This is a genomic window from Phenylobacterium sp. (genome assembly GCF_044372605.1).
GTDB lineage: Bacteria > Pseudomonadota > Alphaproteobacteria > Caulobacterales > Caulobacteraceae > Phenylobacterium.
In genome coordinates this window covers 1-14138 of record NZ_JBILRO010000017.1, presented here as the reverse complement: position 1 = coordinate 14138, position 14138 = coordinate 1, and the positions used below count along the sequence as shown (strand labels likewise).

The following is a 14138-nucleotide window of genomic DNA, read 5'->3' as shown; positions in this document are numbered from 1 at the left end:
AACGAAACAATTCAATGTCGAATGTTTAGCGCGACACGACCTCAAGGGCATCCTTCAGGCCCTGCCCCGCCAGCGCGTCAGCACGCTCATTGTGCTCGTGGCCAGCGTGGCCCTTGACCCAGCGCCACTGCACATTGTGACGAGACCGCGCTTCGTCAAGACGCCGCCAGAGGTCGTCGTTCTTCACCGGCTTGTTGTCCGCCGTTCGCCATCCCCGACGCTTCCAGTTGTGGATCCACTCCGAGATACCCTTCATGACGTACTGGCTGTCGGTATGCAGCTCGACCTGGCAGGGCCGGGTAAGGGTTTCCAGCGCCTGGATGGCCGCCATCAGCTCCATGCGATTGTTGGTGGTGTCGGGCTCACCGCCGCAGATTTCCCGGGACTTCTCGCCAAACATCAGGATGGCGCCCCAACCGCCCGGTCCCGGATTCCCGGAACAGGCGCCGTCTGTATAGATCACCACCCCCGGGGTCATGCACCGGTCCCGAACAGCACCAGATCCGGAGACGACCGGTGCACCGCCAGTTTGCGCTCATACTCCAGCGGGTCCTTGGGCCGCACCAGGGCGCCGGCGGGCGTCGTACCCCAGTCGTAGAGCCGCGTCAGGAAGAACCGCATCGCCGCCCCATGCGCCAGGATCGGCAGAGCGGCGCGTTCAGCCTTGCTCAAGGGCCGACGCCCCTCGTACCCCGCCAGAAGCGCCCGCGCTGAGGTGATGTTGAAGCTGCCATCCGGCTCGAAACACCAGGCGTTCAGCGCCACCGCCACGTCATAGGCCAGCGCATCGTTGCAGGCGAAATAGAAGTCGAAGGCCGCAGCGAACTTGCCGCCCTGAAAGAAGACATTGTCGGGGAAGTAGTCTGCATGAATCACGCCCTGCGGCAGATCCGCTGGCCAGTGAGCGTCCAGCAGCGCCAGATCGGCCTCGATGGTGGCGGCAAGACCCGGTTTCAGTCCCTCCGCGGCGTCCCTGAGTGACGCGAACAGTCCGGCCCACGCCGCCTGGCCCAGATCATTTTCGCGATGCATGGGGAACCCGGCGCCAGCCAGGTGCAGCGCCGCCAGGCTCTCGCCGGCTTCCCGACAGTGGGCCACGCCAGGCCGACGCACCGAAAGGCCCAGCAGATAGGACACCAGCGCGCAGGGCTTGCCGCGCATGGTCTTCAGCATTCTGTCGTGCCGGTCGACGATCGGTGTGGCGCATGGAAACCCGTGCTCGGAAAGCCAACGGGTCAGCCCGAGGAAATAGGGCAGGTCCTCGGCCTGGACGCCACGCTCGTAGACTGTCAGGAAATAGCGCCCGGTTTCGGTCTCCAGCAGGAAGTTGGAATTCTGGATCCCCTCGACGATCCCCTTGAACGACAGGGCTGCGCCCAGATCGTAATCGGCCAGCAGGCCCGCCAGATCCTCGTCCGTGATGTCCGTGTAAACCGCCATGGTTTCCGATGGGCGAGGCGGCCGCGCCGGTCAAGGGTCTGGTCAAGCAGGCTGGACTCAGGGCCACCGCTCCGCACAGACTAGGCGCGCATCGGAGACCCCATGGATCTATCTTACAGTCAGGAGCACGAAGCCTTCCGGAGCGAGGTGGTCGCCTTCCTGCGCGAACATGCTGATGCCGCGCCCCGTGCCGGCAAGGGCGACGCCAAGGCATGGCAGAAGCTGCTCATCGCGCACGGCTATGCGGCCAGGACGATCCCTCGTGACTACGGCGGCTATGGCGCAGAGCCGGACATCCTTAAGTCGCGCATCATCGCCGAGGAGTTCGCCCGCGCCCAGGTTTCGCCCGGAATGGGCGGCCAGGGGATATCAATGCTGGTCCCCACTCTGCTGGAGATGGGATCGGAAGATCAGAAGCGGCAGTTCATCGGCCCGACCCTCAGTGGTGATCTGCTGTGGTGCCAGGGATACTCCGAGCCTGACGCCGGCAGCGATCTGGCCAGCCTGCGCACCAAGGCGGTGCTCGACAGCGACGACTGGGTTGTAAGCGGCCAGAAAATCTGGACGAGCACGGCGCACCTCGCCGACTGGATTTTCTGTCTGGTGCGGACCGAGCCCGAGGCGGCGAAGCACGAGGGCATCAGCTTCCTGCTGTTTTCCATGAAAACGCCCGGGATCGAGGTTCGGCCGCTGGTGGACATGACCGGCGTTGCCAACTTCAACGAGGTCTTCTTCACCGATGTGCGCGTGCCGAAGCACCAGATCGTCGGACGACGCGGCGAAGGCTGGAAAGTGGCCAACGCAATCCTCAAGCATGAGCGCGGATCGCTGGCTGATCCCAACACCATGCTGTCGCGGCTGAACACGCTCAGCGAGCTGATGAAAACGGAGACGGTGGACGGCCGCCGGGCAATCGATGACCCGGTGTTCCGCGACCGGCTGATGCAGGTCCACGGTCGGGTGCTGGCCATGCGCTGTAACGACCTGCGCCTGCTTTCGGCGGCGGTGAACAAGACCCCGGCCAGTCTGGCTGGCATGGTGGTCAAACTTCAGGGCACGGAGCTGCGGCATGAGCTTGAGGCGTTGGCCATCGATGTGATGGGGGAATTCGGCCTGCTCTATACCGGCTCGCCGCAGCTGCGGACGCAGGGGAGTTGGCAGCGCGACTACATGTTCTTCCTGGGGCTGATCATCGGCGGCGGCACCTCGCAGATCCAGAAGAACATCATTGCCGAGCGCGGGCTGGGAATGCCCCGCGAACCCAAGACCGTCAGCACCTGAGGCCGCCATGCAATTCGATCTCTCAGACGAACAGGCCATGCTGCAGGACACCGTTCACCGGTTCCTGGCCGAGGCGGGCGGGCTGGAGCGCGCGCGCGCGTTTGCCGCCGGGGGCGAAGCCCGGGCGGTCGATCTGGCCACGGGGCTGGCCCAGCTGGGGGTCACCGGGCTGCTTGTCGCCGAGGAATATGGCGGCAGCGGCCTCACACTGCTGGACGCTGCCCTCGTGGCCGAGGTGCTTGGCCGGCATGTCGCGCCGACGGCCTTCATCGGCGCGGCGGTTCTGGCGCCGATGGCCCTCCAGCGTGCGGGCAGCCCCGGCCAGCGCGACCACTGGCTGCCCCGTCTGGCGGCGGGCACGGTCACGGCGGGGGTCGCCCTGTCGGAGCACGCCGGAGGTCGCGAGGATGCCGGCGTCGAAGCCCGGGACGGAAGCCTCTATGGCCGCGCCCTGTTCCTGATCGACTATGAAGCCGACATCTATGTGATCGCTGACCGGCTAGGCGGATTGCATCTGATCGGCGCCGATGCGGCGGGACTGACCCGGACACGCCTCAACACCATCGACGTGACGCGCCCTACCGGCGAACTGCGCCTGGACGGCGTCGCCGCCGAGCCACTGGAAGGCGCCAACCCGGCCCTCATTCGTGACCTGATCGACGCCGGACGGGTGATGTACGCCGCCGACACCCTGGGCGCGGCGCAGGAGATGCTGGACCGCGCGGTGGCCTATGCCGCAGATCGAAAGCAGTTTGGTCGCCCGATCGGATCATTCCAGGCGGTGAAGCACATGTGCGCCGAGATGGCGGCGGGGCTGGAGCCATGCCGCGCGCTGGTCTGGTATGCCGGCCACGCGCTCGGCGCCCTGCCCGACGAAGCCTCACTTACCGCCTGTCACGCCAAGGCGCATCTGGCCGAGGTGGGCACGATGGTGGCGCGCACAGCCACCGAAGTGCACGGCGGCATGGGTTTCACCGACCTGGTGGGCCTGCACTACTGGTTCAAACGAATCGGCTTCAACCGCCAGATGCTGGGCGGCCCGCAGCGGGTGCGTGAGGAAGCGGCGCAGATGGTGTTGTCGGGCTGACGGGCCATCAGACGGCGGCGGCGACGACCTTCGCAGCGCGCCCGGCGGTTTCCGTCACGCTCTGGCCGGGTCGATAGAGCTCGCCGCCGATGCCGAAGGCCTTCGCGCCCGCCAAGCGCCATTCGCTCATGTTGGCCGCGCCGACACCGCCCACCGCGACCACGGTGACATCCGACGGCAACACGGCCTGAAGCTGCGTCAAGTGGCCGGGTCCGTAGGTGGTCGCCGGGAACAGTTTCAGATGCTTTGCGCCCGCGTGGATTGCGCTGAACGCCTCGCTGGCGGTGGCGAAGCCCGGCGCGGACCACAGGCCGAGCGCGACCGTTCGCCGGATCACGCCCGCATCCACGTTCGGCGAGACGATCAGCTTGCCGCCCGCCGCATGCACCGTATCCACCTGGGCCTCGGTGAGCACCGTGCCCGCGCCCACCACCATGCGATCACCGAACGCCCGGGCGAGGCGGGCGATCGATTCCAGCGGGTCCGGCGAGTTCAGCGGAACCTCGACCACCCGGATACCCGCATCATGGATCGCCTGAACGTGGGCCACCGCCTCGTCCGGCTTGATCCCCCGCAGGATCGCGATGACCGGGCATTCCATCAGAGCGGCGTCGAGCGTCATGTGCGCTGCCCCATGTTGTGGAGGGCGAACAGGCCGGCCACGGCCGCCGTCTCGCCATCGAATGTCTCTGTGGCATGGCCCCTGGCCCTGAGCGCGCGGTCGTAGAGGCCGCAGAGACGGGCATCGCCCAAAAGGGCCATGGAGTCGAATGTGCCGGTTCCCAATAGTCCTGGTGTTGCGGCGACATCTGCGCCGATCAGCAGGCCGGAGAGATAGCTGGAGGTGCTGTCAGCCGATGCGCCCAGCCCCACCACGCGCGCGCGGGCCGTGAACAGGCGGGCCGCCAGCCCGCCACCATCACCCGCCGACGCGACCCCCTGATCGAAGGCGTCGAGGTCGTCCGGCGGGACATCACTGCGGAGCACGCTGTGCGCACCCAGCACCGCGAACAGTTCGCCGGTCATGGCCGTCACAAAAGCGGTCAGGCGGCCGTCCTCGACCACCATCCACTTGGTATGGGTGCCGGGGTGACAGACCAGGTGTCGACCCCGGGCGCGCTCGGGGTGGGCCGCGAGCCAGCCGAACAGCTGTGTCTCCTCCCCGCGCATCACGTCGCCCTGGCCGTTGAAGCCCAGGGAGCGAACGCCGGGAATAATCCGCACATCCGGTGCGCCGGAGGGCTGGACCAGATGCGTCGCCAGATCCGCCAGATTGACCGGGCAGTCGGCGTAGGGCGCGAGCCTCCAGCCCAGGTTCGACCCGACCATGCCACAGAGGATGGCCGGCAGGGTGTCCGCGCCGAGCCCCGGGCGGACATCGTCCGCAAAGCGGCGCTGCGCCTCGCCGGGGGCCAGTTTCGAGACACCGAACGGAAACTCACGCCCGGCCACCACCGCGCCTGATGCATCCAGCGTCCAGGCCCGCAGGTTGGTGGTGCCCCAGTCGCAGGCGAGCAGCGTGGCGGCCATCATGTGCGCCCTGCGTCCACGACCAGATTCTGCCCGGTCATCATGCGACTGTCGTCAGCGGCCAGAAACAGCGCCGCACGCGCTATATCCTCAGGCTGGATCCGGTCCTTCAACGCCACCTGCCGCGCCCAGTCAGCCTCCGCCTCGGGGGTCAGCCACAGCTCCAGCTGGCGGGGCGTCACCACCCAACCGGGCGACAGGGCGTTGACGCGGATCCGGTCAGGGCCCCACTCGCGCGCCAGGCTCTTGGTCAGGGCGTTGATGGCGCCCTTGGCCGCCACATAGGCCGGCATCTCGGCCGGCCCCCAGAGGGCGTTGATCGAACTGACATTGATGATCGAGCCCCCGCCGGCGTGGCGCATCATCGGTTGGACCGCCGTCGCGGCGGCGAACACGGGATCGAGGTTCACGGCAAGTCCGGCCCGCCAGGCCTCGGCGGAGGTCTCGGCGGCCTTGCTGCGGGTATCGTCAGCCACATTGTTGACCAGGACGGTGATCGGCCCCAGGGCATCGGCCGCCGCCAGGATCGCGGTCCTCAGGGCATCACCATCGGTGACGTCACAGGGCGCGAACCAGCTTCCAGGCAAGCCGGAGGCCAGCACCTCACCCGCGTCGGCCTGGCGGTCCACAAAGGCGACCCTGGCGCCCTGGGCGTGGAACTGCTCGACGAACGCGGCGCCAATCCCCGAGGCGCCGCCGGTCACAAAGACCACCCGCCCCCTGAGGCTGGGATAGTCAGCGAAGGTCATCAGTGAGACTCGCGGGTGACTTCGGTGGTCGTCTTGCCCACCAGGAAGTCCAGGTCGACACCCCGGTCAGCCTGCAGCACCGTGTCCACATATAGCTTTGACCAGCCGCGCGCATGCGTAGGGGCTTCGCGGGCAGCCTCCCACTCGGCGCGACGCCGGGCCATCTCGGCGCCATCCACCAGCAGATCGAGTGTCCTGGCCGGGCCGTCGAAAGCGATCTCGTCGCCGTTGCGCACCAGGGCCAAGGGACCGCCGGCGGCCGTTTCCGGGGCCACGTGCAGGATGACGGTGCCATAGGCTGTGCCGCTCATCCGGGCATCGGAGATCCGGACCATGTCGCGCACCCCCTGCTGCAGCAGCTTGGGTGGCAGGGCCATGTTGCCGACCTCGGGCATGCCCGGATAGCCCTTGGGTCCGCAACCCTTGAGCACCAGGATCGAGTTGGCCTCGACCTCCAGATCGGGATCATCGATGCGGGCGTGATAGTCTTCGATGCTCTCGAACACCACAGCGCGGCCCCGGTGGGTCAAGAGCTCCGGCGTCGCGGCGCTGGGCTTCAGGATCGCGCCATCGGGGCAGAGGTTGCCGCGCAGAACCCAGACGCCCGAGGAAGGCCCGAACGGCGCCTGACGCGTGCTGATCACGTCGCGGTTCCAGACCTGGGCGGCGTCGGCGATCTGGCCCTGGGTGTGGCCGGAGACCGTGATCGCGTCCCGCCGGAACAGGTTGCCCATCTCGTTCATCACGGCGGGGCAACCGCCCGCGTAGCAGAAGTCCTCCATCAGGTATTTGCCCGACGGCATCAGGTTGACCAGCAGCGGCACGTCGCGCGCGATGGTGTCAAAATCCTCCAGGCTGAGGGGCACGCCGACCCGGCCCGCCAGCGCCAGCAGGTGAACCACGGCGTTGGTGGAGCCCCCGATGGCGGCATGCATCAGGATGGCGTTCTCGAACGCCTCCCGGGTGAGGATCTGGGATAGCCGGACGTCCTGCTTCACCAGCTCCACGGCGCGCATGCCGGTCAGGTGGGCCAGGGTCTTGCGCCGCGCGTCCACGCCCGGCAGGGCAGCATTGGTGGGCAGGCTGACGCCCAGGGCCTCGATCAGGCTCGCCATGGTCGATGCCGTGCCCATGGTGTTGCAGGTGCCATGGCTGCGGCTCATGCCGGCCTCGGCGCCCATGAAATCCGCCAGGCTCATGGTGCCGGCGCGGACCTCCTCGGAAAAGCGCCAGACATCCGTGCCGGAGCCTATGTCGCGGCCCTGGAACTTGCCGTTCAGCATCGGGCCGGATGACAGCACCATGGTGGGCAGATCTACGCTGGCCGCGCCCATCAGCTGGCCGGGCGTGGTCTTGTCGCAGCCGCCCAGCAGCACCACCCCGTCGATGGGATTGGCACGGATACTCTCCTCCACCTCCATCGCCAGCAGATTGCGAAACAGCATGGCCGTCGGCCGCATCTGGGTCTCGGGCAGCGACATGGCCGGGAACTCGATGGGCACGCCGCCCGCTTCCCAGACGCCGCGTTTCACGAACTCAGCCAGGTCGCGCAGATGGAACTGGCAGGTGACGAGCTCGGACCAGGTGTTGCAGATGCCGATGATCGGGCGACCATCGAAAACGTGCTCGGGCAGGCCCGTGCCCTTGATCCAGCTGCGATGGATGAACCCGTCGCGATCCAGCTTGCCGAAATTCTTCTGACTGCGGGCGGGCTTGTCAGCCATGTGGGGATTCCTGAAAGGCGATACCCTTTCATACATCGATAAACACGGTCCGGCGACGCCCGCATTGAGCGCCGCCGGGGTTCGAGTCAAAGAAGGTTCGAGGCGCCTAGAACGTCTTCTGGACGATCACCCCGTAGGTCCGCGGCTCCAGCAGACGCGCATTGCGGTAGCGGCCGATCAGGGCGTCTTCGATGATGATGTTGGTGATGTTGTCGCCGTTGGTCAGGTTCTTGACGAACAGCCGGGCGCTGAGACCCATCGGTTCGTTCTCAAGCCGCACCTGCGCGTCGATCACGCCCCAGCCGTCGATGCGGTCGGTAGGCGTGTTGTATTCGCGGGAGAAGTAAGAGTCCTGCCAGGTGGCGTCGACCCGGAACGTCGCCGTCCAGTCCCCGCGGAAGGCGTCGGACTGGTACTGGGCGCCGGCCTTGATCTTGAAGCCCGGCGAGTGCGGCAGATCGTTGCCCTTGAGGTTGACCTGGACCGTGGGCGTCGTGGCGGTGAGGCTCTGGGCCGGGTTTGCGGCATCCTCACTGAAGAACGTGCCGATGCTGGTGTGGAGGTAGGACAGGTTGGTGTCGATCAGGATGTGCTCACCCAGGGCATAGGCGAACTCGCCCTCAAGGCCATAGATCGTGGCGTCTGCGTTTCGGGTGACCACGCCGCCGTTGATCCGCTGGCCGAGCTGCAGGCCCTTGTAGTCATAGTAGAAGGCCGTGAGGTTGGCTTGCAGGGCGCCGTCGGCCAGGATGTTCTTGGCCCCGACCTCATAGGCCGTGACGGTCTCCGGCCCGAAGCTCGGCGTGGCCGCATTGGAGTTCTGGCCACCGCCCTTGTAGCCGGTCGAAACCGAGCCATAGACCAGGGTCTTGTCGGTGAACGCCAGCTCAGGCGCCCAGTCCAGGGCGGCCTTCCACGTGAACTTGTTTCCGGCAAACCTTGAATAGGTGAACGGGACAAGGGGGCCCAGCACGATGGACCGGCCCTGGCTTGACCGTTCCTCGTCGGTATATCGGCCACCCAGGGTCAGGCGCAGCGTTTCCGCCAGCTGGACATAGCTCTCGCCGAAGACCGCCCAGGTCGCGTTCTTGCCGTTGCGCGTCAAGGTCGACACCCGCCAGGTTTCCTGCGGTCGACCCTGGGCCTTCTGGAATGCCTCGATGGCGGGGTGCCAGGTTTCGAAACCGCCAGCGCTGGTCCCCTGGGCGTGGAAATAGCCGACCAGGAAATTGAATCGGCCCTCGAACTGCGAGGCCAGCCGGACCTCACCCGTGTAGGTCTTGTTACGCGCCGTGAAGCTGTCGGTCGTCAGCAGACGGTCGGTGGTGACCTGGGTGGTGCGATCCTTGAAATAGGTGATCGGCCGGGTGAAGCGGAACGGCAGATCTGCGTTGTCCCAGTCCGTATTCTGCTCGGTTGAAAACCTCGAGTAGCCGCCGACCGCAGACAGGGTGATCTGGCCGAAGTCATGCGCGAAATCGAACGTGAGCGTCGACTGGTGCAGGCTGTAGGTCGGATCCGTATCTGCCGCCAGCTTGCGAAGATCCGTGGGGTTCGGCGCACCCGCATAGATGTTGCCGCCCGCAGGGAACGGCGTGAAGATCCGTGAAAGCGTCTGCAGGATTGTGGTGTTGGCGTCGGGCGAGTCGAAGCCCAGGAAGCGCGGATCACAACCCAGCACGGCGTTGGCCTTGCAGAGGCGCTTGCCTTCGCGGGCGCGGGAGCTGTCCTCCTCGAAGCGGCTGGCCACCAGGGTCAGGTCGGTGTTCTCGCCCAGATCGAGGGTCATGGTTCCACGCGCGCCCCACTGGTCGCGGCCGTCGATGTCGTTTCCGGTGGAGATGTTCTTCGTGTAGCCGTCGCGGTCCAGATTGTAGCCGGCAAGCCGCACCGCCACCTTGTCGCCCAGCGGCAGATCGACAGCGCCTCCCAGCCGCACGTTCGAGTAGTTGCCCAGCTGCACGCTGGCCTCGCCGCCAAACTCGGATCCTGGCTTGCGGGTAATGAAGTTGATCGCGCCGCCGGTGGTATTGCGCCCGTAGAGCGTGCCCTGCGGCCCGCGCAGCACCTCGATGCGCGCCATGTCGAAGAACTCGTTCTGCGGCGGGTAACCCACGGCCGCGCCGTTGACGAAGGTCGGCACACCGGGGTCCACGCCCGCCAGCGCGTTGTTGCCGACGCCGCGCAGGGTGAAGCGGTCATTTCCGGTCAGAACCGCATTGGGGATCGACAGCTGGATATCGGTGGCGTCCTCGATCTGGACCCGGTCCAGGGCGGCTTCCGAGAAGGCGCTGACGGCGATGGGAACGGACTGCAAGGTCTGTTCGCGCTTCTGCGCCGTGACCACCAGCTCCTCAAGCTCGGCCGCGCCCTGTGCAAAGGCCTGCGAGGCCGTCAGCGCTATCGTTGAAACAGCCGCCAGCGCGGCAAATCGGGTGGTGCTCATCTGACGTTCCCCAAAAGGACGGGGGCCGTTCAGCCGTTACCCGTCGCCTATCTATTGACTGATTCGTCAATAGATAGGGCGGCAGCCACCTTAAGGTCAAGAGCAATTACACTATTAGTCAATAGTGGGACAGGGTCACCATGCGTAGGCCTCCGGCGCAGCGCCGCAGGGCGGGAAGACGTGGTCAAGCCGGTCGAGCGTTGACGGATCCAGCACAATGCCCGGGACCCCGAGGACTCCTTTCAGCTGATCCAGGTTTCCCGGGCCGATGATCGTGGAAGTCACACCGGGCTGATGCAGCAGCCAGGCCAGTGCGACGACGCCAGGGGTCTCGCCAAGTTCCGCGCAGAGGACGTGAAATGCCTCAAGTTGACCGGCGCGCGCAGCCCGCGCCGCCGCGATGGACTCCGACTCCCGACGACGCCCGCCGTCCGTTCGCGGCCCGGCCAGCAAACCGCCGGCCAACGGGCTCCAGACAATCACGCCCACGCCATACGCATTGCAGGCCGGAATGACCTCCAGTTCGAGGCGCCGTTCGATCAGATGATAGAGGCTTTGTTCCGAGATCAGCCCCAGTCGACCCCGTGCCAGCGCCCGTTCATTGGTCGCCGCAATCGCCCAGCCGGGGAAGTTGCTGGACCCGACATAGGTGATCTTCCCCTGAGCAATAAGGCGATCCATGGCCTGCCAGATCTCGTCCATCGGGACCGTCCGGTCGATGTGGTGCATCTGGTAGAGATCGATGTGATCTACACCCAGTCGCTTCAGGCTGGCGTCGCAGGCCATCTGGATATGCCGCGCGGACAGGCCACGATCATTGATGTCGTCCGACATCGGCTCATGGACCTTGGTGGCCAGAACGACGCGGTGGCGGCGGCTGCGATCCTCGGCCAGCCATCGGCCCAGAATGGACTCGCTGACGCCCACCCCCAGATGGCCGCCGTACTGGTTGGCGGTGTCGATGAAGTTGATGCCCGCCTCCACCGCCTCGTTGAGGATCGCGAAGCTCTCCGGTTCCGGTGTCCTGGGACCGAAATTCATGGTCCCGAGGCAGAGCTGGCTCACCCGGAGCCCTGATCGACCAAGCTGGCGGTAGTTCATCGTGGCTTCCCGGAGGATCGGTTCACGGCGCGCGCAAGGTCGGGCCGGTCACCAGGGTTTCGCTGGAATCGGCCACGCAGTAGCGGACCAGGCGTCGGGCGTGTTCAGAGAGCTTGCGGGCGTCGGCATAGGTGATTCCCGGCACGATGGGTTCCCGGAACCAGGGCGCATAGAATTCCAGATTGGGGATCGAGCGCACGGCGTCGGCGATGTTCGGCGTGCCGCCGTGCCAGGCGCGCACGTCGCGGACCATGATGGCGCCGGCGGGCGCCGGACAGACGGTGCTCAGCCGCATCCATTCCGGTTCATCGGCCAGGCTGGGGATGGGCGTGCGCGAATGCTGGGTGCCGGGAATCTGGCGGGTGGGACCGTTCAGCGGCGTCACCTCCTGGGGCAGAAAATTCACGCAGACATAGGGACAGGGCAGGTCACGGATCGTCAGCTGCCGGCGGGGGTCGTGGAAGGCGCTGAATGGCGTAGTCTTCGGGTCCAGCCAGTCGCGGACATCGGAATGCAGCGGTTGGTACTCAATAGCGCCCGGCAGACAGAAGTCGCCGCTGGCGGCACGGAGGGAGTAGTCCGGGGACTGGAAGATCGCCGTGACGATCTCGGTGACCGCCGGGATGTCCAGAAGCATCTGCCATTCCGGCCGATGCAGCTGGCTGCGCGTCAGGCTCGATCCGCCGAAGGAATAGCGATGTGAGCCGCGATTGCCTTTCCGGTCACTATCGAGAGCCAGGATCTCGTCCACCACAGCATTGCAGCCGTTCCGCAGGATTTCCGTCTGCTCGTCGTTCAGAACATTGGCGATGACGACAAAGCCATCCCGGCGAAACAGATCGACAGCGTGTTTCGTGTCGCCCGGCATCAGGATATCCAGCCCCTTGATGCCGTTGTGCGCCTCGAGATGGTCCCGGAGTGCTGCGACCTCGGGATCGTTCATCCAGGCCTCGCGCGCCTCGTCTGGCGCAATCGCTTGATCCACCCTGTTTCCTCCCGCGCAGCTGTCCGAAGTCAGCTTCTTATTATACTATCCGTCGATAACTACCAGTCGCCGATCGCAGGCGCCTTGATCTCCCGATCCCGGCTCAAGCCGCCCAGTGCGCCCAGAATCAGTTCCAGACAGATCTCCGTCGCCGGGCCGACATCCATCTGGCCCTCGGCGACCTGTCTTCCCGCCCGACCCGTAATCGCCATCAGCATATCTACCGCCGCAATGGCCAGCGGCAGTGGCAAGTCATACTCGCGCCGGGTCGCCTGCACGCAGTAGCGGAAGGTTCGTTCGCGGTCGGCGCGGTTGTCGTCCTCCATCAGTCGGGCGACCGACGGATCGGACAGCAAAGCGGCGATCAGGGCGCCGCGATCACGGGTTTGTTCCAGGTAGAGCCGGGTGGTCTGGCGGATCATATCGGCAAAGCTGCCGGCGGCGAGCGCCTCGGCCATCCCCCGATCGCGCAGTTCCGTCTGCTCGCGACGCAGCAGTTCGGCCAGCAGGGCGTCGCGGGTGGGGAAGTAGTTGTAGACCAGCCCCTTGCTGATCCCCACATCGCGGGCCAGCCGTTCCATGCTGACGGCATGCAGGCCTTCGTCGAGCACGAGGCGGGACGCTTCGTCGAGTATCTGTTCCCGACGCGCCGCGGGGCTCAATCGGGTGCGTTTGCGCGGCGCCGGCGCGGTCATCGGGACGGTGCTCTCCATGCCGCCATGCCGGCCGGCGGTAGATCCGGGCCGCCGATGAGGAAGCTCGTCCCCTCGGGCGCGGGCGTATGCCGGGATTCCGGCGCGAAGTTGAACGCGAACTGCACGTGGTCCCGCCGCCGCAGTCGCACGCCTTCTTCCAGCGGGTTTGCCGAAAGACCCGCATCGGCGGCAAGTCGCGCGACCACGAAGGCCAGAAACGCCTTGTCCGGCCAGGTCGCCAGATAGTGCCACCCGGCGTCAGCCACCCAGGCCGCGCCCCCGTCGACGAAGGTCGCCAGCGACGGCAGATCGGTGTCCAGAAATTCCCGCCACAGCCGCCCTGAGGCGGACTGGCCGCCGACATCGATGGCGGGTTCCGCGCCTGGACGCAGGCTCTCCACGCGGGCGACACGGACACCCAGTCTTTCCTGCAGCACCCCTGGCGGCAGGTTCGCCGGAATATGGCCCTCACGGGTCCGGGAGCCGGTTCTGGGTCCAAACAGTACGACCGCGCCTGAGCCCTCCAGGGCCGCCAATGTCACAGCGTCCAGGATCGGCAGCGAAGGCGCCACCACCAACGCATATCCGGTGAAATCCGCGTCGGGCGGCACGATGTCCACGTCGAGGCCCAGCTGGCGCAGCGCCGAATAGAATTCGAACGCCAGTTGCAGCCACCGGAACCCCCGGGCATGGGGCTGAATCCCGAACTGCCAGTCGGCCTCGTAGCTGAAGATCAAGGCGACCCGGGCCTGAGCGCAGGCCGCAAGCGAGCCCAGGGCCTCGATTTCCCGCGCGACCGCCGCAGCCTCATGGCCGCCCTGGTCCAGCACATTGTCCGGACGATTGAGGCCGGCGTGCATCTGCTCCTGGGCGAAGGGCGCCTGGCGCCAGCGGAAATAGGAGACCAGCTCGGCGCCATGCGCAAACGCCTCCCAGGTCCACGACCGCACCGCTCCGGGCAGCGGGGCCGGATTGTAGCGGGCCCAGTTCACCGGCCCGGGCTGCTGCTCCATGACCCCCCAGCGTCCGCGACCGACACCGCGGTAGAGATCGTGATGGAAGGCAGAGATGTCGGGGTGCCCCTGACGCAGATACCGAAG

At 66.4% G+C, this 14138-nt stretch carries 13 protein-coding genes; 2 read left to right on the top strand and 11 right to left on the bottom strand.

From position 1 onward, the window contains the following. Positions 1 to 25 precede the first annotated feature (25 nt). Complete coding sequence (gene rnhA, locus ACIQ42_RS03060; protein WP_397420751.1) at positions 26 to 478, bottom strand: ribonuclease HI; 453 nt, start codon at positions 476 to 478, stop codon at positions 26 to 28. Next, positions 475 to 1440, bottom strand: coding sequence for a homoserine kinase (thrB, locus tag ACIQ42_RS03055; RefSeq protein ID WP_397420750.1), 966 nt, complete (start codon positions 1438 to 1440; stop codon positions 475 to 477). The genes rnhA and thrB overlap by 4 nt, the downstream gene beginning before the upstream one ends. A 102-nt stretch (positions 1441 to 1542) precedes the next feature. Here thrB and ACIQ42_RS03050 point away from each other — a divergent pair, with 102 nt between their 5' ends. Continuing rightward, positions 1543 to 2721 carry an acyl-CoA dehydrogenase family protein gene (locus tag ACIQ42_RS03050; protein ID WP_397420749.1) on the top strand — a complete coding sequence of 393 codons (1179 nt, stop codon included), beginning with the start codon at positions 1543 to 1545 and terminating at the stop codon, positions 2719 to 2721. A 7-nt stretch (positions 2722 to 2728) separates the two neighbouring features. Beyond that, entirely contained in the window at positions 2729 to 3808 is a 1080-nt protein-coding gene (locus ACIQ42_RS03045; protein ID WP_397420748.1) for an acyl-CoA dehydrogenase family protein, read from the top strand. Positions 3809 to 3815: 7 nt separating this feature from the next. Here the strand turns inward: ACIQ42_RS03045 and ACIQ42_RS03040 are convergent, their stop codons facing one another. The 9 genes from ACIQ42_RS03040 to ACIQ42_RS03000 all read right to left on the bottom strand — a co-directional run. Continuing rightward, the gene (locus ACIQ42_RS03040) at positions 3816 to 4430 is read right to left on the bottom strand and encodes a 2-dehydro-3-deoxy-6-phosphogalactonate aldolase (RefSeq protein ID WP_397420747.1); all 615 of its coding nucleotides are present in this window, start codon (positions 4428 to 4430) and stop codon (positions 3816 to 3818) included. Then, the gene (locus ACIQ42_RS03035; RefSeq protein ID WP_397420746.1) at positions 4427 to 5341 is read right to left on the bottom strand and encodes a 2-dehydro-3-deoxygalactonokinase; all 915 of its coding nucleotides are present in this window, start codon (positions 5339 to 5341) and stop codon (positions 4427 to 4429) included. The genes ACIQ42_RS03040 and ACIQ42_RS03035 overlap by 4 nt, the downstream gene beginning before the upstream one ends. Further along, the gene (locus ACIQ42_RS03030; protein ID WP_397420745.1) at positions 5338 to 6087 is read right to left on the bottom strand and encodes an SDR family NAD(P)-dependent oxidoreductase; all 750 of its coding nucleotides are present in this window, start codon (positions 6085 to 6087) and stop codon (positions 5338 to 5340) included. Before ACIQ42_RS03030 ends, ACIQ42_RS03035 begins: the two co-directional genes overlap by 4 nt. Further along, positions 6087 to 7811 (bottom strand): IlvD/Edd family dehydratase, encoded by a 1725-nt coding sequence (locus ACIQ42_RS03025; protein ID WP_397420744.1) that lies wholly within the window; start codon positions 7809 to 7811, stop codon positions 6087 to 6089. Before ACIQ42_RS03025 ends, ACIQ42_RS03030 begins: the two co-directional genes overlap by 1 nt. Positions 7812 to 7917: 106 nt before the next feature. Beyond that, positions 7918 to 10257 carry a TonB-dependent receptor gene (locus ACIQ42_RS03020; protein ID WP_397420743.1) on the bottom strand — a complete coding sequence of 780 codons (2340 nt, stop codon included), beginning with the start codon at positions 10255 to 10257 and terminating at the stop codon, positions 7918 to 7920. Positions 10258 to 10392: 135 nt separating this feature from the next. Next, positions 10393 to 11358: an aldo/keto reductase gene (locus ACIQ42_RS03015; protein WP_397420742.1), complete on the bottom strand. Its 966-nt coding sequence runs from the start codon at positions 11356 to 11358 to the stop codon at positions 10393 to 10395. A gap of 22 nt (positions 11359 to 11380) precedes the next feature. Beyond that, positions 11381 to 12343, bottom strand: a complete 963-nt coding sequence (locus ACIQ42_RS03010; RefSeq protein ID WP_397420741.1) for a phytanoyl-CoA dioxygenase family protein — start codon at positions 12341 to 12343, stop codon at positions 11381 to 11383. A 59-nt stretch (positions 12344 to 12402) separates the two neighbouring features. Next, on the bottom strand, positions 12403 to 13038 hold the full coding sequence (locus ACIQ42_RS03005) for a TetR/AcrR family transcriptional regulator (RefSeq protein WP_397420740.1): 636 nt from the start codon (positions 13036 to 13038) through the stop codon (positions 12403 to 12405). After that, on the bottom strand, positions 13035 to 14138 hold a 1104-nt coding region (locus ACIQ42_RS03000; RefSeq protein WP_397420739.1), incomplete at its 5' end, for a beta-galactosidase. The genes ACIQ42_RS03000 and ACIQ42_RS03005, both read right to left, overlap by 4 nt.